General features: G+C 68.8%; 16 protein-coding genes. 8 read left to right on the plus strand and 8 right to left on the minus strand.

Going from position 1 to position 16,541, the window contains the following annotated elements:
• Positions 1-4: 4 nt before the first annotated feature.
• Positions 5-190 carry a hypothetical protein gene (locus tag IP92_RS18470; protein WP_145877725.1) on the minus strand — a complete coding sequence of 62 codons (186 nt, stop codon included), beginning with the start codon at positions 188-190 and terminating at the stop codon, positions 5-7.
• Between the two features lie 92 nt (positions 191-282).
• On the opposite strand from IP92_RS18470, the gene IP92_RS18475 reads away from it, so the two are divergent.
• On the plus strand, positions 283-807 hold the full coding sequence (locus tag IP92_RS18475) for a CcdC protein domain-containing protein (protein ID WP_145877727.1): 525 nt from the start codon (positions 283-285) through the stop codon (positions 805-807).
• Positions 804-1,703, plus strand: a complete 900-nt coding sequence (locus IP92_RS18480; RefSeq protein ID WP_145877728.1) for a hypothetical protein — start codon at positions 804-806, stop codon at positions 1,701-1,703. Before IP92_RS18475 ends, IP92_RS18480 begins: the two co-directional genes overlap by 4 nt.
• A gap of 18 nt (positions 1,704-1,721) precedes the next feature.
• Here the strand turns inward: IP92_RS18480 and IP92_RS18485 are convergent, their stop codons facing one another.
• The 3 genes from IP92_RS18485 to IP92_RS18495 are packed head-to-tail and all read right to left on the minus strand — an operon-like array spanning position 1,722 to position 3,629.
• A complete protein-coding gene (locus IP92_RS18485; RefSeq protein ID WP_145877730.1) occupies positions 1,722-2,666 on the minus strand; it encodes a TIGR01777 family oxidoreductase in 945 nt (314 codons plus the stop codon).
• The gene (locus IP92_RS18490) at positions 2,659-3,093 is read right to left on the minus strand and encodes a thiol-disulfide oxidoreductase DCC family protein (protein WP_145877732.1); all 435 of its coding nucleotides are present in this window, start codon (positions 3,091-3,093) and stop codon (positions 2,659-2,661) included. Before IP92_RS18490 ends, IP92_RS18485 begins: the two co-directional genes overlap by 8 nt.
• Positions 3,090-3,629, minus strand: coding sequence for a GbsR/MarR family transcriptional regulator (locus tag IP92_RS18495; protein WP_145877734.1), 540 nt, complete (start codon positions 3,627-3,629; stop codon positions 3,090-3,092). The genes IP92_RS18490 and IP92_RS18495 overlap by 4 nt, the downstream gene beginning before the upstream one ends.
• Positions 3,630-3,807: 178 nt before the next feature.
• On the opposite strand from IP92_RS18495, the gene IP92_RS18500 reads away from it, so the two are divergent.
• Genes IP92_RS18500 through crtB form a run of 5 tightly spaced genes read left to right on the plus strand, consistent with a single transcriptional unit; the run spans position 3,808 to position 9,739 of the window.
• Positions 3,808-4,821: a polyprenyl synthetase family protein gene (locus IP92_RS18500; protein ID WP_145877736.1), complete on the plus strand. Its 1,014-nt coding sequence runs from the start codon at positions 3,808-3,810 to the stop codon at positions 4,819-4,821.
• Positions 4,822-4,834: 13 nt separating this feature from the next.
• Entirely contained in the window at positions 4,835-6,142 is a 1,308-nt protein-coding gene (locus IP92_RS18505) for a glycosyltransferase (RefSeq protein ID WP_145877738.1), read from the plus strand.
• Positions 6,139-7,311 (plus strand): lycopene beta-cyclase CrtY, encoded by a 1,173-nt coding sequence (crtY, locus tag IP92_RS18510; RefSeq protein WP_145877741.1) that lies wholly within the window; start codon positions 6,139-6,141, stop codon positions 7,309-7,311. The genes IP92_RS18505 and crtY overlap by 4 nt, the downstream gene beginning before the upstream one ends.
• A complete protein-coding gene (locus IP92_RS18515; RefSeq protein ID WP_145877743.1) occupies positions 7,308-8,798 on the plus strand; it encodes a phytoene desaturase in 1,491 nt (496 codons plus the stop codon). The genes crtY and IP92_RS18515 overlap by 4 nt, the downstream gene beginning before the upstream one ends.
• Positions 8,795-9,739 carry a 15-cis-phytoene synthase CrtB gene (crtB, locus tag IP92_RS18520; protein ID WP_145877745.1) on the plus strand — a complete coding sequence of 315 codons (945 nt, stop codon included), beginning with the start codon at positions 8,795-8,797 and terminating at the stop codon, positions 9,737-9,739. The genes IP92_RS18515 and crtB overlap by 4 nt, the downstream gene beginning before the upstream one ends.
• Here the strand turns inward: crtB and IP92_RS18525 are convergent.
• Positions 9,669-10,193: a sterol desaturase family protein gene (locus IP92_RS18525; RefSeq protein ID WP_145877747.1), complete on the minus strand. Its 525-nt coding sequence runs from the start codon at positions 10,191-10,193 to the stop codon at positions 9,669-9,671. The genes crtB and IP92_RS18525 overlap by 71 nt on opposite strands.
• An 88-nt stretch (positions 10,194-10,281) precedes the next feature.
• Between IP92_RS18525 and IP92_RS18530 the strand changes: the two genes are divergently transcribed.
• Complete coding sequence (locus IP92_RS18530) at positions 10,282-10,704, plus strand: DUF2141 domain-containing protein (RefSeq protein WP_145877749.1); 423 nt, start codon at positions 10,282-10,284, stop codon at positions 10,702-10,704.
• Here IP92_RS18530 and IP92_RS18535 read toward each other — a convergent pair.
• From IP92_RS18535 to IP92_RS18545, 3 genes are all read right to left on the minus strand, one after another.
• On the minus strand, positions 10,691-11,281 hold the full coding sequence (locus IP92_RS18535) for a cohesin domain-containing protein (RefSeq protein WP_158206787.1): 591 nt from the start codon (positions 11,279-11,281) through the stop codon (positions 10,691-10,693). The genes IP92_RS18530 and IP92_RS18535 overlap by 14 nt on opposite strands.
• 15 nt (positions 11,282-11,296) lie before the next feature.
• Complete coding sequence (locus IP92_RS18540; protein ID WP_145877753.1) at positions 11,297-13,534, minus strand: SGNH/GDSL hydrolase family protein; 2,238 nt, start codon at positions 13,532-13,534, stop codon at positions 11,297-11,299.
• Between the two features lie 177 nt (positions 13,535-13,711).
• Positions 13,712-16,540, minus strand: coding sequence for an ATP-binding protein (locus IP92_RS18545; RefSeq protein WP_145877756.1), 2,829 nt, complete (start codon positions 16,538-16,540; stop codon positions 13,712-13,714).
• Position 16,541 lies beyond the last annotated feature (1 nt).

Raw genomic sequence — 16,541 nt, forward strand, 5'->3', positions numbered from 1 at the left:
ACGGTCAGTGCAGCTCCGGCTTGTGATCCGGTATCGGCTCGTCGTCTTCCTCCGGCATGTGCGTGTGGTCCGGATGGGCCGGATGCGGTTCGGTGATCGGTTCGTCGACGGGCACCGGCAGGTCCGGTGCACGGTGTGCCCGGTATGGCCGATCTCCAAGGCCCGGCACGACCGTGAATGGGCGCTCCATGGTTCCTCCTGTGGCGTGGACCATCACGTTATCACGCCCCCAACAAACGCGCCGCAGCGTTACAATTTACGTTTTGCCACGATAGCTCTTCCATGCAACTGACCACACTGGCTCTGCTGATCCTGATCCCGCTGCTGATCTGGCGCGTCTATTCGCGCCTGCGGCAATTCTTCGTGCGGCAGGAGTCGCTGATGTGGAAGCACTGGACCGGCGCCGGCTTCTTCGGCATCGTGCTGCTCGCGTCGGCCATCGCGCTTCGCGAGGATGTGCTGGCGCTGTCGTCGCTGGCCGCGGGCGCGCTGGCCGGCGGTTGGCTCGGCTACTTCACGCTGAAGAAGACCCGCTTCGAGACCGTGGGCCGGCGCTACTTCTTCAAGCCATACGACCGCTTCGGCATCCTTGTCTGCATGCTGTTCGCCGCCCGCGTGCTGCACATCGGCATCGAGCTGTACATGAATCGCCAGTCCGACTTCCCCGTGCCGATCACGCGCGAGATGGTGCTGCGCCATCCGCTATCGTGCCTGGCGCTGGGCCTGCTGGCGGGCTACCTCGCCACGTTCTCGGCCGGCATGCTGCGCTGGCGCCGCGCCCAACCGCCACTGCCGGAGCTGGAATGACGGGGATCGACGTGTTGCTGCCCAACGAACCCCGCATCGCCGACGACCGCCAACGCACGCTGACCGAACGCCACCTGCTGCCGGCACTGGGGCCGCTGCGCGCGTTGTTCCTGCACCTGCGCACGCAGCTCGATCCGCAACTGGCGGCGCGCCAGAGCGTCAAGCTGGGCATGCCCTACCCGCACGGCCAGAGCCTGGAGATCGCCAGCGCGATCCAGGCAGCATTGAACAACCTCGACCCGGACACGCTGCCACCCAACGCCGCGGAAGGCATCGCCGCGCTGGTCCCGTTCCTGATGGCTGGCGGCGATGCCCGCGTGACCTGGGGCGTGCGGCACGGCGCGCAATTCCACAATGCGCTGCTGCTCGGCACACTGTACGTCGACGTGGCGCAGGATGCCGCCGCGCCGCACGCCGCGCCGGTCGCGCTGCTGCCGTTCGCCGATGCGGGCATGGTGCCGCTGCGCGACCATCGTCATTTCGCGCTGCTGGCCGGACGCTGCTGGGAGGCGCAGGTCTATCCGAACCATCTGCTGCCCGAGCTGGCGCCGTACGCGCCGCTGATCGTGCTGATCCCGGGCGCATCGCTGCGCCTCGAATCGGATGCCGCCTATATGGCCGGCCTGGCCGCCGCGGGCGGCTTCGCGTCGCCGGCTCGCGTGCTGGAAGGCGCCACGTTGCCGGAGGAAGCGTTCCGGCTGGCGGCTGGCTTGCTGCAGCAGGCGGGCATCGCCATGCCGACCGATCCGGCGGCGGGCCGCTTGCGCGCGCTTGAACTGTGCGCCCGCTACCGGGACCAGGGCCGCCGGCCCGGCGATGCCTACCAGCGCGCCGCCCTCGAGCGGCTGGCCCACGTCAACACGCTGCTGCAACCGTTGGTGGTGTCGCGCGCCTGACGGCCGCACGCCCGGTCGTCACACGAGGCTGCGCAGCGCATCGGCCAACACGGGCCACGCGAAGCCAAAGCCCTCGCGCTGCAAGCGCGCCGGTGCCACGCACTGGCCTTCCAGCAGCAGGTCCGCCTGCTCCCCCAGCAGCAGCCGCACGGGCCATGCCGGCGTCGGGAAGAACGCCGGCCGGTGCAGCAAGCGTGCCGCGGTGGCGCTGAATTCGCGCTGCGTCACGCACTCCGGCGCCGTGAAATTCCAGGCGCCGTCCACCCGCTCCTGCGCGCTGCGCCGGATCAGCCAGGCCTGTGCCCGCAGCAGATCGTCCAGGTGGATCCACGACATCCGCTGCCGGCCGCCGCCCAGCGGCCCGCCGGCAAACAGCTTCACCGGCAGCAGCAGCGCCGGCAGCGCGCCACCGTGGCCGAGCACGAGGCCGAAGCGGGTCGTGGCCACCTGCACGCCATGCTGCGCCGCGCGCCCGGCCGCCGCTTCCCATTCCTGGCACAGTTGCGACATGAAGATGGGCTGCGGCGGGCTCTCTTCCGTCAGCGGCGCCGCCGCATCGCGGGGCTGCACGCCGTAATAGCCGATCGCCGAGGCGGACAACAGCAGGCGCGGCTTGTGCTGCGCGTGCCCGATCCAGTCCACCACGCGGTTCGTCAAGCCGATGCGGCTGGCGCGCAGCGCCGCGCGGCGCCTTTTCGTCCAACGTGGTCCGAGGATGCGCGCGCCGGCGAGGTTGACGATCACGTCGATGCGTTCGGATGGCGCGAGTTCGTCCATCGTCATCACGCAGCGCACCGCGTCGCCCAACTGGCTGCGGGCACGCGCCGTGTCCCGCGTCAACGCGATCACGTGCTGGCCGTCGGCCAGCAACGCGGCGACGAGATGGCTGCCGACGAAGCCGGTGGCGCCCGTCACGAGCACCGTCTGGCCGGGAGGGCCGTAGCGCAGCGGCTCACTACTCATCGCGCCGCTCCTTCAAATACAGGCCGCCCGGGCGGCACACGGTGCCGTCGCAACGCGGCGCCGGCGCCAGGCCGAGCCAGCGCGACATCCGCTGCCGGTGCCGGGCAAAGCGCAGGTAAGCCCAGTCCAGCGCGGGCCGCAGGGCGCGCACGCGCAGCAGCAGCACGGCCCAGCCCAGGCCGACGAGCGTGTACGCGGCCTGCATGCTGTCGAGGCCCTGCAGCAGCCGGCCATCGCGGGTGACCGCATGCAGCCGGGCATTCAATGCGGCCAGGTCGGTGCCGGGCGGGCAGTCGCGGAAGTCCGGTGCCGCGATGTCGATGAAGGCCAGCGCACCGCGCGCATCGCGCCGTTTCAGCGCAGCCGCTTCGGCCGCACAGAACGGGCAGGCGCCATCGTAGTACAGCGTCAGTTCGGGACCGTTCATGCTTGCTCCTTGTCAGTTCCGAGCAGCCGCGCCACCTTGCCGCCCATGGTGAGGAAACGCTTCAGCGTGGCCGGCTGAAGGTGCTTGTAGTCGTCGTAGCTCGCCGCCAGCATCTCAAGGAAGCCCAGCACGTCGGCCATCTTGCGGCGCGTGGCCTCCTCCATGTGGCGGTCGTCCTCCGCCTCGATCGCGCATTCGCGCAGCAGGGACAATGTCGGGTCGATCTCGCGGCGCTTGCGCTCCTCGACGATGACGCGAAAGATCTCCCACACGTCCTGCAGCGCGACAAAGTGGTCGCGGCGGTCACCCAGCACGTGCGTCACCTTCACGAGGCCCCAGCTTTGCAGCTCCTTCAGGCTATTGCTGACGTTCGAGCGCGCCACGTTCAACGTCTCGGCGATGTGCTCCGCGTGCAGCGGCGCATTGGCAAGAAACAGCAGCGCGTGGATCTGCGCGACCGTGCGGTTGACGCCCCAGCGGGTACCCATCTCGCCCCAGTGCAGGATGTATTTCTGTTCGGTCGGACTCAGAGGCATACTCGTTTTCTCTCATTTCTGTCGTTACAGAAATTAAAGACCAAATGCGATGCGAAGTCAATGGCGCGCTTTTGACCCGGAAAAATTTGTCCAGGACGGGCGCACGATTGAACACGTGCCGGTTTTACATGCTTATTTCGCTATCATGGCCAGCCAGGACCCCGACGGAAGGAAAGCCATGACCAGTAAGAACCGCTGGCGCACGCAGTCGAGCATGCAGGGCGGCAGCGATGCATCCGCCGAGATCGCGGCGCTGCGCGACGCCCTCGAGCAGCGTATCGCCCACCTGCTGGACGCCGGCACGGGGCGGCACGACCGCCTGGCCGCGTCGATGCGTGCGGCGGTGCTGGGCTCGGGCAAGCGGATGCGCCCGCTCCTGCTGATGCTCGTCGCGGCCGATCTCGGTTGTTCGTGCCCCGCCGTGCTCGACGTCGCATGCGCTGTCGAGATCGTGCATGCCGCATCGCTCGTCCTGGACGACATGCCGTGCATGGACAACGCGACCTTGCGCCGCGGCAAGCCGACAATCCACCGGCAATACGGCGAGGACGTGGCGATCCTCGCTTCCGTCGCACTATTGACACGGGCGTTCGGCATCCTTGCCGCCGCGCCCGGCATCCCGCCCGCCACGCGCGCGCGCCTGGTGGCCACGCTGGCCGAAACGGTCGGCGCGCAGGGCCTCGTGCGCGGCCAGTACGAAGACCTGCACGGCGGCGCAGCCCGTTCGGCCGGTGCCATCGCCACCACCAACGAACGCAAGACGGGCCTGCTGCTGAGCGCGACGGTCGAGATGGCGGCCGCGCTGGCCGAGGTGGACGAGCAGGTGGCCCGCTCGCTGCGCGCCTTCGCGCTGGCGGCCGGCCACGCGTTCCAGATCCGCGACGATTTCCTGGACCTGCCCGGCAACGACAGCGCCGTCACCGGCAAGGACACGGGGCTGGACCTGGGCAAGGCGACGCTGGTCAATACGCTGGGCCTGGACGAAGCGCGGCGCCGCCTTGCCGGCCACCTCTCCGAGGTCGACCGCCACCTGGACAACGCACTGGCCGGTGCCCAGCGCACGCGCCGCTTCGTGCAGCGGCTGTTCGCGGCGCAGGGCGGCGAGCCGTGGCACGTGCCGGCGCCGCTGCCCGGTCCCCTGCTGCATGCGGCCGGCGCCACGCCGGCCGGATTCGACGGCCGCGCCGGCTGAACGGAGCGCAGCGATGGCCCATTTCGGTGTGGTGGCACCGGCGTTCTACAGCCACTTCCATGCACTCGCTGCGCTTGCGCTGGAGTTGGTCGCGCGCGGCCATCGCGTCACCTACTTCCAGCAGCCGGATGCCGCCGCGCTGCTGCCGGACCGGCGCCTGGGCTTTCATGCGGTGGGCGCCGTCACCCACCCGCCGGGCACGCTGGCCGGCGTAATGCGGCGTGCCGCCAGTCCGGGCAGCCCGCTGGGCCTGCGCCGCGTGATCGGCGACATGGCGCGCAGCACCGACATGCTGTGCCGCGAGCTGCCGGCGGCGCTGGCCGAAGCGGGTGTCGACGCGCTGCTCTGCGACCAGATGGAAGCGGCCGGCGGCCTCGTTGCGGAAGCGTTCGACATCCCGTTCGTCTCCGTCGCGTGCGCGCTGCCCGTCAACCGCGAGCCCGGCATCCCGCTGCCCGTGATGCCGTTCGCGGCCGGCACCGACGAGCGCACGCTGCGCCTCGTCGAAGGCAGTACCCGCGTCTACGACTGGATGATGACGCCGCACCGCCGCGTGATCGCGCACCACGCCCGCACGTTCGCGCTGACGGTGCGCGACGGCCTGCACGAATGCCTGTCGCCGCTGGCGCAAATCAGCCAGACGGTGCCCGGCTACGAGTTCGCGCGCCGCGCATTGCCCGCGCACTTCCACCACGTGGGGCCACTGCGAATGCCAGGCTCCGTCACCACGCCGGCTTCGCATACGCCGCTGCCGCCGATCGCACCGGGCAAGCCTTTCGTGTTCGCGTCGCTCGGCACGATGCAGGGCCACCGCCTCGGCCTGTTCCTGCGCATCGCCAAGGCATGCCGCGCGCAGGGCGTGCAATTGCTGGCGGCCCATTGCGGCGGACTGGACGAACACCAGGCGCAGGCGCTGCGGCGGGCCGGCGCCACGTGGGTGTGCGCGTTCGCGCCGCAGCGCGAGGCGCTGGCGCGTGCCGACGCCGTCATCTCGCATGCCGGCGTGAACACGGTGCTCGATGCGATCGAGGCGCGCACGCCGATCCTCGCGCTGCCGATCGCGTTCGACCACCCCGGCTCGGCGGCGCGCGTACACGCCGCCGGCATCGGCGTCGTCGCCTCGCCCCGGTTCGCCAGCGCACGGCACCTGGCGCGGCAACTGCGCCGCCTGCTGGACGAGCGCGCGTTCGCACCGCGCCTCGATGCGCTGGCCGACAACGTGGCACGTGCGGGCGGTGCGCGGCGCGCCGCCGACATCGTCGAGGCGGCACTGCACCTGCGCGCGCCCGATCTCGCCTATCCGCAGTCGGCACAGGCATGAACGATTACGACGTGATCCTGGCCGGCGGCGGCCTGGCCAACAGCCTGCTGGCATGGCGCCTGTGCACGCACCGGCCCGAGTTGCGCATCCTGCTGCTCGATCAGGGCGAAACGCTCGGCGGCAACCACACGTGGTCGTTCCACGACGGCGACCTCGATGCCGCGCAGCGCCAGTGGATCGCACCGCTCGTCACGGCGCATTGGCCGCGCTACGGCGTGCGCTTTCCCGACCATGCACGGATACTGGACAGCGGCTACGCCAGCATAGCCTCCCTCGATTTCCATCGGGTGATCGCTCCGGCACTGGGCGCCGCGCTATGCCTGCGCTCGCACATCACGGAGGTAACGCCGACGACGGTGCGGCTGGCGGACGGCGAGCTGTTGCGGGCACGCGCCGTCGTCGATGGCCGCGGCGCCCGTGCCAGCGCCCACCTGGCGCTGGGCTGGCAGACGTTCCTCGGCCAGGAGGTGCGGCTGCGCGAGCCGCACGGTCTGGCGGCCCCCGTGCTGATGGATGCTTCCGTCGAACAGCAAGGCGGCTACCGCTTCGTCTACCTGTTGCCGTTCGGGCCCGACCGGCTGCTGATCGAGGATACCCATTACGTCGACACGCACGAGCTGGACCCGGCGCGGCTGCGCGCCAACATCGCCGGCTATGCGCTGGCGCGCGGCTGGCGCATCGAGACCGTGCTGCGCGAGGAAAGCGGCGCGCTGCCGATCGTACTGGCCGGCGACGTGGAGCGCTACTGGCACGATCTCGCCGGCCAGCCCTGCACCGGCCTGCGCGCCGGCCTGTTCCACCCTACCACCGGTTACTCGCTGCCGCACGCGGTGCGCGTGGCGCAGCGCGTGGCAAGCCTGCACGACGTCACCGCGCCGGCGCTGTTCGCGGCGCTGCGTGCCGAGGCGCTGCGCGCATGGCACAGCCAGCGCTTCTTCCGGCTGCTGAACCGCATGCTGTTCCTGGCCGGTGAGCCGGGCCAGCGCTGGCGCGTGATGCAGCGCTTCTACCGGTTGCCGCCCGGCCTGATCGAGCGCTTCTATGCCGGCCGGCTGACGCGCAGCGACATGGCGCGCATCCTGACCGGCAAGCCGCCGGTGCCGCTGGGCCAGGCGCTGGACGCCGCCCTCCGTATCCATCCCCATCAGATCAGGACCACTCCCGCATGAACGAAACGAAAACAGCCGTCGTCGTCGGCGCCGGCTTTGGCGGCCTGGCGCTGGCGATCCGCCTGCAGGCGAGCGGCGTGCAGACCACGCTTGTCGAAAAGCGCGACAAGCCGGGCGGCCGCGCCTACGTGTACGAAGACCAGGGCTTCGTGTTCGATGCCGGCCCCACCGTGATCACCGATCCTTCCGCGCTCGAGGAACTGTTCGCGTGCGCCGGCCGCAAGATGGCCGATTACGTCGAGATGCTGCCGGTGACGCCGTTCTACCGCCTGTGCTGGGAAGACGGCAGCTTCTTCGACTACGCCAACGACCAGGAAGCGCTGGACCGCCAGATCCACGCCCGCAATCCGGCCGACGTGGAGGGCTACCGGCGCTTCCTCGCCTATTCGAAGGACGTGTTCGAGGAAGGCTACCTGAAGCTTGGCGCGGTACCGTTCCTGTCGTTTCGCAGCATGATCCAGGCCGGGCCGCAGCTGGCACGGCTGCAGGCATGGCGCAGCGTCTACAACGTCGTGTCGCGCTTCATCGCCGACGAGCACCTGCGCCAGGCGTTCTCGTTCCACTCGCTGCTGGTCGGCGGCAATCCGTTCGCCACGTCGTCGATCTACACGCTGATCCATGCGCTGGAGCGGCGCTGGGGCGTGTGGTTCCCGCGCGGCGGCACGGGAGCGCTCGTCAATGGGCTGGTGCGCCTGTTCGAGGACATCGGCGGCCGCGTGCTGCTGAACGCACCCGTGGCCCGCATCGAGACGCAGGGCGCGCGGGCCAGCGGCGTGCGGCTGGAAGACGGCCGCTTCCTCGCGGCCGACGCGGTGGCATCGAACGCGGACGTCGTGCATACCTACGCCGCGCTGCTGGACCAGCACGCGCGCGGCAAGGCACAGGCGGACGCGCTGCGCCGCAAGCGCTTTTCCAATTCGCTGTTCGTGCTGTACTTCGGCCTGGACCGCCACCATGCGCAGCTGCGCCACCACACGGTGTGCTTCGGCCCCCGCTACCGGGGCCTGATCGACGACATCTTCGGCGGCAGCACGCTGGCGGACGACTTCTCGCTGTACCTGCACGCGCCGTGCGTCACCGACCGGTCGCTGGCGCCGCCCGGGTGCGGCAGCCACTACGTGCTGGCGCCCGTTCCCCACCTGGGCAATGCGCCGATCGACTGGGCCGTGGAAGGGCCGCGCTACCGCGACCGCATCTTCGACTACCTGGAGCGGCACTACATGCCGGGCCTGCGCAGCCAGCTCGTGACGAGCCGCATCTTCACGCCAAACGATTTCCGCGACGAGCTCAATGCCCACCTGGGCTCGGCGTTCTCGCTGGAGCCGATCCTGACGCAAAGCGCGTGGTTCCGGCCGCACAACCGCGATGCCGAACTGGCCAACCTGTACCTGGTCGGCGCCGGCACCCATCCCGGCGCCGGCGTGCCGGGCGTGATCGGCTCGGCCAAGGCGACGGCCGGATTGATGCTGGAAGAGGTGTCGGCATGAGCGAGGCGTTGCTGGCGCATGCGACCGACACGATCAACGTCGGCTCGAAGAGCTTCGCGGCGGCGGCGCGGCTGTTCGATCCCGCCACGCGGCGCAGCGTGCTGATGCTGTACGCATGGTGCCGGCACTGCGACGACGTGATCGACGGCCAGGAGCTGGGCTTCGCGAGCGCCACTGCACCGCGTGACGCCGGCGCCCAGCTGGCCATGCTGGAGGACCGCACGCGCCGCGCGTACGCGGGCGAGACGATGCACGAGCCGGCCTTCGCCGCGTTCCAGGAAGTGGCGCTGCGCCACGCGATCCCGCCCCGCTTCGCGTACGACCACCTGGCCGGCTTCGCGATGGACGTACATGGCACGCGCTACGAGACGATCGACGACACGCTGCGCTACTGCTACCACGTGGCGGGCGTCGTCGGACTGATGATGGCGGCGATCATGGGCGTCCGGGAGGACACGGTGCTGGACCGCGCCTGCGACCTGGGCCTGGCGTTCCAGCTGACGAACATCGCGCGCGACATCGTCGAGGATGCGGCAATCGGGCGCGTGTACGTGCCGGCGCAATGGCTGCGCGAAGCCGGCATCCCGCCGGACGAGGTCGCGCTGCCGCGGCACCGCGCCGCGCTGGCCCGCGTCGCCGCACGGCTGGTCGACCATGCGGAGCCCTACTACGGCTCGGCCGCGGACGGCATCGCCGCCTTGCCGTTGCGCTGCGCCTGGGCGATCGCGACGGCGCGCTATGTGTACCGGCAGATCGGCATCGAAGTGAAGCGCCGCGGCGCGCACGCATGGGACGAGCGGGCCGGTACGTCGAAGGCGATGAAACTGTGGCTGCTGACGAAAGGAGCGGGGCTCGCCGTGGCGTCGCGCTTCAGGCGGCCGAAGACTCGTCCGCGGGCGTTGTGGCAGCGCGCGGCCGCTGCGCATGCAACTGCCGCTTGAGCTGCGTGACGGGCGGCGCATACAGGAAGCCGAACGACACCGCGCCCTCCTTGCCGCGCACTGCATGGTGCATCCGGTGCGCCTGGTACAGCCGCTTCAGGTAGCCGCGCCGCGGCACGTAGCGGAACGGCCAGCGCTGGTGCACCAGCCCGTCGTGGGCGACGAAGTACAGCAAGCCGTAGGCCGTCATGCCCGCGCCGATCCATTCGAGCGGATGGTGGCCGCGCGTGCCGGCGTAGATCAGCGCGATGGCGATGCCGGCGAAGACCACCGCATACAGGTCGTTCTTTTCGAACCAGCCCGCAGTTCGCCCGTGATGGGGTTCGTGGTGCGACTTGTGCCATGCCCAGCCGAAGCCGTGCATCACGTGCTTGTGCGCGACGATGGACACGATTTCCATCGCCACCACGGTGAGGACGACTATCAGGGCATTGAGCAGGACATTGAGCAGCATGGGTATCATTGCGGCATGGCGTTATCGCGCCAAGGCTACCATAACGGCGTGCGCGGCAGCGCCGCGCAGCCCTCACCAAGGAGATCAGATGACGAAGTTCTTCGCGCCCCGTGCGCTCCTGTCGGCCGCGGCGCTGTGCTGCGCCGCACTGCAACCGGCCAGTGCCGCCACCATCGAAGTGAACGTCGCGAACGTCGCGGGCAAGGGCAAGGTCAGCGTGGCCGTCTGCGACCGCGAGCACTTCCTGAAGCAGTGCGCGCACAACGCATCGGTGCCCGCGCAGGCCGGCAGCACGACGGTGACGGTGGCCGACGTCCCCGCCGGCACGTGGGCGATCCTCGCCTACGAGGACGCCAACGACAACGGCAAGCTCGATCGCACGCTCGGCATCCCGACCGAGAACTGGGGCATGTCGCGCGACGCGAAGGCGAACTTCGGGCCGCCGAAATTCGACAATGCGGCGATCGAGGTGAAGGACGACAAGATGGTTGTTCCGATCAAGCTGCATTGACGGGGCTTGCCGCCCGGCGCGTGCGCGCCGCCCGGGCGGCGAGCAAAGGCAGCAACGGCAACACCAACGCCAACGTGCCGGGTGCCGGAACGACGGCCACGTAGTTTTCGAGCGGCGGGGCGAAATCGATGTCCACCAGCGCCGAGTCGAGCATGATGATGTCCGGCAGAGCGAAGCGCGCCAGCCCCGCCGTATCCCCGGCGCGCAGCGCTATGCGCACCAGGTCGCCCGTCCCGTCGACGCCTGCCAGATCGTCCGTCAACGTGCCCAGCGTGAACGAGACCATGCCACGGTCGTTATCGACGATGCCGGGATAGAAGATCGTCGCACCGCCACGGCCAAGGAAGTCGCCTTCCTCCACGCCGGTAACGGCCAGCAGCCCCGGGTCGAACGTGAAGTCGAACTGGTACGCGAACAGGTCCTCCGCGTCGTTCATCCGGATGGTGACGACGAACTGCTCGCCTTTGCCGACGTAATGATCCGGCACCTCGATACTCAGGTAAGGGACTGCGGTCGCCGGCAGGTTCCATCCCACCAGCACAGCCGCCAGCACGGCGGCGGCGATACGGTTGCGCATGATGTCCTCCATTTTTCAATTGCGGCAGAGCGTGCCGCGCGGCAGCTTCTTCGCCATCGCGGCGACATCGCGCACGTCGACGACGCCGTCGTGGTTGACGTCAGCCGGGAGATTGGTGCCCCGCTGGCCGATCGCATTCCGGATCGTGTACACGTCCTCGCAACGCACGGTATCGACGGCGATGCGCAGCGTGCCATCGATCACCGAGGCGCGCAGGAGGCGCGTGTCGGGCAGCAGCGGCAGAACGACGTGGGCGAGGAGAGCATTGTCGATCCCGGTGGCAGCGCTCAGCACGTCGAACGCCGCGCCGACCGGCAGCGTCGCCTGCGCGCCCGGGTGGATGTACACCGCCCCGTCGATGTCGGCGTTGCCATCGATGTGCAGGACGGCGGATTGCGCCGAGACCAGCGCATCGTCCAGATGCAGCGCACCGGTGGCCGACTGGACGAAATCGCCGGCCAGCCGCCGATAACCCGACACCCGCAGCACGGCGTCGTTGCTCATCTTGCCGGCCACCTCGCCGCCGGCGTAGACGAAGGTTCCGCCATTGACGATCCGTAGCGCGTCCAGCGCGCCGCCCAGCATGTTGTACGTGCCGGCCGCCGGCCTTCCGCCCGGTTCGCCGCTCGTGCCGACGAACAGCGTGCCGGACACGTCGCCGGCCGTGTAGTGCCGAAACTGCACCTGATTCAATCCACCGCGCTGGGTGAAGACGCCGGTTCCGTTCAGCCCAATGAACTCCTGGTTGGCGAGGATTTCACCGGCCTCCAGCAGGTAGGTGCCGCTGCCGGGGCCGAACGCGAGGATCAGCTGGCTGAACACATCGTTGTTGCCGCCGTTCTGCACGATCGCACCGGCGCCACGGTAGCCGACGTCCTCGTTCAAGGTGCGCAGCGTGCCGTCGTCCAGGCGGTAGTCCGCAGTGCTGCCTTCTTCCTGCGCCAGCGTAAGGAACTGGGCGGTGGCGATGGCACCTTCCTGCTGGATGTGCGCCCTGCCTGTGCGCCCGGCAAGTACCTCCACGGCCCGCAAGCCCTGCTCCAGCCGCAGCGTCAGGTCGCCGGTGCCACGCGCGTCAAGCTCGACACCCGCCAGCAACGCCGTGCTCGCGCCGGCGTCGCGCGTGACGACCCGGTCGAGCGCGTCGTCCTGCACGATGACCGCGTTGCCGCCGCCCGGCTGGGCTGCGCCGCCCGCGCCGCCGGGCGTGAACGACCAATGCTGGGCATCGGACCATAAGCCGCTGCCGCCGACCCAGTAGCGATCCTGCCCCGCGAACCATGCGGACAGCACTTCGAACCAGGCCGGCGCCATTTTCTCGTACGCTTCCTGGCTGGCGGGGTGGGTGCCATCGGTCATGTCGGCAAGTGTCACCGTTGCTCCCGCATCGACGAAATGCACGTTGCGGTATGCGCTGGCGAGCGCGCGGATCTTCACGTTGTAGTCGCCGATGAACTTGTTGATGATGTAGGTGGCGAGCGCGCGGACCGCGGCATCGGCTTCCTCGTCCGACAGGCCGGGCACGCCGTCCTGGTCCGCGTCGGCGAAAATCCGGTCCAGGTCGGGAGCCAGCCGTTGCCCGGCCAGGAAGCGGGCGTACGCGTTGACGAAGCGGTCGTGCTCCACGGGCCGTGGCACATCGCTGAGCCGGCCCGACAGGAAGTCGAACATCGTTCTCGTCAGCGTGGAGTTCCACGTGCCGTCGGCCGGATAGCCCTGCGGCGGCAGCGAGGAGACGAAGATCTGCACGCTGCGGCCCATGCGGCTGTAGTCGGCGTTGATTGTGTCGACCAGCTGCGCAAGCTTGAACTCTTCGACGACCCGGTACAGTTCGAACAGGGACCTTGCGACGTTCGCATTGCGGATGTCGTTGGTGCCGGCCAGCAGCAGGATGATGTCAGGCTGGTAGGTGCGCCAGCTTGCGTTGCCACGGATGCCGTCCACCGTGATGCCGACCAGGCCTTCATGCGCCAGGTCGTTGCGCGGATCGGCCGGGTCCTGCTCCTGGCTGCCGACATAATCGATCGGAATGCCGGCAGCCGTCAGCAGATTGCGCAGCGCAAGGCGATAGCTGACGCCATGCAGCGCTGGATAGCCGGCGGTCAGCGAATCCCCCAGGGGCATGATGCGGAACACGCCCGGCGTGTCGGCGGCGGCATGCGCCGCGCCGAGCAGCAATGCCAGGCCAAGCACGCCCGCCGCGGCGTTGCGCCAGCAGGCGGCAAACCTCTTGCCAATGTCGAAGCGAACCATGCGAGCCTCCCTGTGCGAATGTTCATCGCGGAGGTACGCAGGGCTCGTGCCAGGTCGTGCAAGTGCATGATTGGCCGGGGGTTCGGCGTCGCGGCAAGGCGGCACCGGAGGCGCGGGTAAAAAGTTCCGACAGCCGCGGACGAAAAAAAGCCGCGCGGGGCGCGGCTTTGGTGGGGGTTACGCGGCCGCCTTGTCGGCGTCCTTCTTCCGCTGCAGCACGAAGATCGGCTGCGCCCACTGGGTGTCCTTCTTTTTCTTGCTCGTGATGAGCGTCAGTTCGGAAGGGTCGTAGACGTCCGTGTTGTGCGTCAGCGGCGTCGTCATCAGGTATTGGGCGTCCGTGTTCTTCAGGAACTCGCCGACCAGCTGGATGTTGCGGATGTCCAGGTGGGCGAACGGTTCGTCGATGAACACGAAGCCGCCGGAGCCTTCGTCCGACTTCAACAGGCCGATCAGCAGCACCAGCGACTTCATCACCTGCTGGCCGCCGGACGCTTCGCCGTCGTTCATGCCGATCACGCCCTTGCCGTCGAACTTGAAGCGCACGTGCAGGCCGGCCTGCGCCAGCAGCAGGTCGTCGTTTTCCAGCTTCACCGGGTCCGCATGGACTTCGATGTTGGCCAGCGCGCCCAGCTCCTTGATGTTCTTCGTGTACTGCTTGATCGTGTAGCGCAGCCGCTCGATGTAGGCGCCGCGCGCGTTGCCGGTCGCCTCGATCGCGCGGTTGTTCTGGTAGCGGCGTTCTTCCGTTTCCGACTTGCGGCTGGACAGCTGGTCGTTCAGGCGCTGGTACTGGTCGATGACGGTCGCATCGAGTTCCCAGTCGTCGCGCGCCAGGCTCGCTTGCAGGCTGGCGATGCGCAGGTCGACCTGGTGCGCGTTGACGTGCTGGTCGACGAGCGCCTGCCGCCGCGCCGGCCGGCGCCACGACGCGGGCAGATGCCGCCACTGACGGCGCAGCGCCAGCAGCGCGCGCGCATGGTCGGAGCGCTGGTCGAGCTGGCGCTTGTAGTTCAGGCGCATGCCCGCTTCCGCTTCCGACAGCGCCATGCGCGCCGCGTTCCACGCGCCGTCGGCACGCGTGCGCGCCACCGTCGCGTTCTTCATCAGGCCTTGCAGCTCGCCCAGGCGCGAGCCCACTTCCAGGCGCTCCGAGCGCAGCGGCACCGCGGTGCGGGCCGCTTCGTCGAATTCGTCGGCGCGGGCGGACAGTTCCTTCACCGCGTCCACGCCGGCCACGCGTGCCTTCAGCGCGCTCGTCTCGGAAGCGAGTTTGCTGATCTGCAGCGTGTACTTGTCTTCTTCCGCTTCCAGCGCCGGCAGGTTGCGTGCGATCGCTTCCTGGCGCTGCGTGCGGCCGGCGGAACCGAAGCGGTAGCGCGACGCTTCGACGAACAGCGAGCGGCCGCCGCGGCGTTCCTTGTGGTACGCGTCCGGCGTGATCCATTCTTCGATGTTGCCGAGCTTCGCGCCCTCTTCCACCGAATCGACGCGCGTGATGCGCGACAGCTGGTCGATCAGCCATTCCGGCGCGCGCGCCGTGAAGCGCACCACCGACAACAGGCTCTGGTTCTTCGGCTCGTGCGCCTTCACGCACTCCGGCACGATGAAGTGGCGATAGCGCTCCTTCTCGGCGAGGCGGTAGGCCGCCGCCGCATCGGACGCGTTCTCCAGCAGCACCACGGACGCATACCCGCCCAGCACACCTTCGACGGCGCCCTGCCACTTCGGATCCGTCACTTCGACGATATCGGACAGCATCGCATGCGGGATGTTCGCATCGCGCAGCACGCGGCGCATCTGCCGCACGTTGTCCGGCTCCGGCATTGCCGTCTTGCCTTGCAGCGCGGAGATCGTGGCCTTGTCGGCCGCGATGCGGGACGACACGGCATCGCGCGCGCCGCGCAGCCGCGCCAGTTCCGCTTCCTTTTCTTCCAGCTGCTTGGCGACGTCGGCGACGTCGGCACCCGCTTCCGCCGCCAGCTTCTGCAGGCGGGTCTTCTGTTCGATCAGGCTGTCGAGCGGCTTCAGTTTCGCGTTCAGCAGCGACAGGCGGCTTTGCAGCGCCTGCGATTCCTGCTCCAGCACCGTTTCCTGCTGCTGCGCTTCCTGCAGCAGCATCGCCTGGCGCTCGACCTCGCGGCGTTTATCGGCGATGACCTGGTCGACCTGCGCCAGCGGCTTCTTCGCTTCGCGCAGCTGGCGGCTGATGTTCGCGGCCTTCTCGCGCGCCTCGTGGTATTCCAGCGACGGCAGCACTTCTTCCTGCAGGTTGCGGCGTTCCTTGTGCAGCGTTTCCCACTGGTGGTAGTTGGCCACGCGCAGGCGCAGCGCTTCCAGGTTCGCGCGCGAACCCTCCAGCTCCGCCTCGAAGCGCTTCAGCTCTTCCTCGGTATCGCGCTGGTGGCGCTTCGCTTCGTCATATGCGTCCAGCACTTCCTTGTCGCCGAACACCTGGAACACCAGGTCCAGCAACTGCCGCGGCGCGTATTCGCACAACTTGTCGGTCTCGCCCTGCTCCAGCGCCAGCACCTTCGCCATCGCCGGCGACAGGCCCGCATTCGCCAGGCGCTTGCGGTAGTTCTCGACGCCCAGCCAGTCGTTCGCTTCCGTCACTTCCTCGATCTCGACGTTCCCCGGGCGCATCAGGTACTGGCGCTTCCAGTCGCCGCCGTTCTTCTGGATCTGGCAGAACAGCGTCACCTCGTCTTCCGAGAAGAAGCCGCTGGAACGGAACGGACGATTGGACAACTGCCGGCCCGCCGGCTTGTTGTCGACGACGGCGCGCAGCCATGCGCTTTGCTGGCCCGAGTGGCGGGCATAGTGCTTGTACGTGCGGCCCATCGAGCAATCGAGGCCGAACAGGGTGCGCAGCGCGTCCAGCAGCGTGGTCTTGCCCGAGCCGTTCTGGCCGGCGATCGTGATGATCTTCGCGTCCAGCGGAATGTTCTTGATGCGTTGCCAGTAATCCCAGTGGACCAGCTCCAGCGATTTGATGTGAAACATG

It is taken from the genome of Pseudoduganella flava (genome assembly GCF_007830495.1).
Taxonomy (GTDB): Bacteria; Pseudomonadota; Gammaproteobacteria; order Burkholderiales; family Burkholderiaceae_D; genus Rugamonas; species Rugamonas flava.

Excerpts from the sequence above, each read along its gene's own strand:
- IP92_RS18470 (WP_145877725.1), bottom strand. The coding sequence starts at position 190 with ATGGAGCGCCCATTCACGGTCGTGCCGGGCCTTGGAGATCGGCCATAC.
- IP92_RS18475 (WP_145877727.1), top strand. The coding sequence starts at position 283 with ATGCAACTGACCACACTGGCTCTGCTGATCCTGATCCCGCTGCTGATC.
- IP92_RS18480 (WP_145877728.1), top strand. The coding sequence starts at position 804 with ATGACGGGGATCGACGTGTTGCTGCCCAACGAACCCCGCATCGCCGAC.
- IP92_RS18485 (WP_145877730.1), bottom strand. The coding sequence starts at position 2,666 with ATGAGTAGTGAGCCGCTGCGCTACGGCCCTCCCGGCCAGACGGTGCTC.
- IP92_RS18490 (WP_145877732.1), bottom strand. The coding sequence starts at position 3,093 with ATGAACGGTCCCGAACTGACGCTGTACTACGATGGCGCCTGCCCGTTC.
- IP92_RS18495 (WP_145877734.1), bottom strand. The coding sequence starts at position 3,629 with ATGCCTCTGAGTCCGACCGAACAGAAATACATCCTGCACTGGGGCGAG.
- IP92_RS18500 (WP_145877736.1), top strand. The coding sequence starts at position 3,808 with ATGACCAGTAAGAACCGCTGGCGCACGCAGTCGAGCATGCAGGGCGGC.
- IP92_RS18505 (WP_145877738.1), top strand. The coding sequence starts at position 4,835 with ATGGCCCATTTCGGTGTGGTGGCACCGGCGTTCTACAGCCACTTCCAT.
- crtY (WP_145877741.1), top strand. The coding sequence starts at position 6,139 with ATGAACGATTACGACGTGATCCTGGCCGGCGGCGGCCTGGCCAACAGC.
- IP92_RS18515 (WP_145877743.1), top strand. The coding sequence starts at position 7,308 with ATGAACGAAACGAAAACAGCCGTCGTCGTCGGCGCCGGCTTTGGCGGC.
- crtB (WP_145877745.1), top strand. The coding sequence starts at position 8,795 with ATGAGCGAGGCGTTGCTGGCGCATGCGACCGACACGATCAACGTCGGC.
- IP92_RS18525 (WP_145877747.1), bottom strand. The coding sequence starts at position 10,193 with ATGCTGCTCAATGTCCTGCTCAATGCCCTGATAGTCGTCCTCACCGTG.
- IP92_RS18530 (WP_145877749.1), top strand. The coding sequence starts at position 10,282 with ATGACGAAGTTCTTCGCGCCCCGTGCGCTCCTGTCGGCCGCGGCGCTG.
- IP92_RS18535 (WP_158206787.1), bottom strand. The coding sequence starts at position 11,281 with ATGCGCAACCGTATCGCCGCCGCCGTGCTGGCGGCTGTGCTGGTGGGA.
- IP92_RS18540 (WP_145877753.1), bottom strand. The coding sequence starts at position 13,534 with ATGGTTCGCTTCGACATTGGCAAGAGGTTTGCCGCCTGCTGGCGCAAC.
- IP92_RS18545 (WP_145877756.1), bottom strand. The coding sequence starts at position 16,540 with ATGTTTCACATCAAATCGCTGGAGCTGGTCCACTGGGATTACTGGCAA.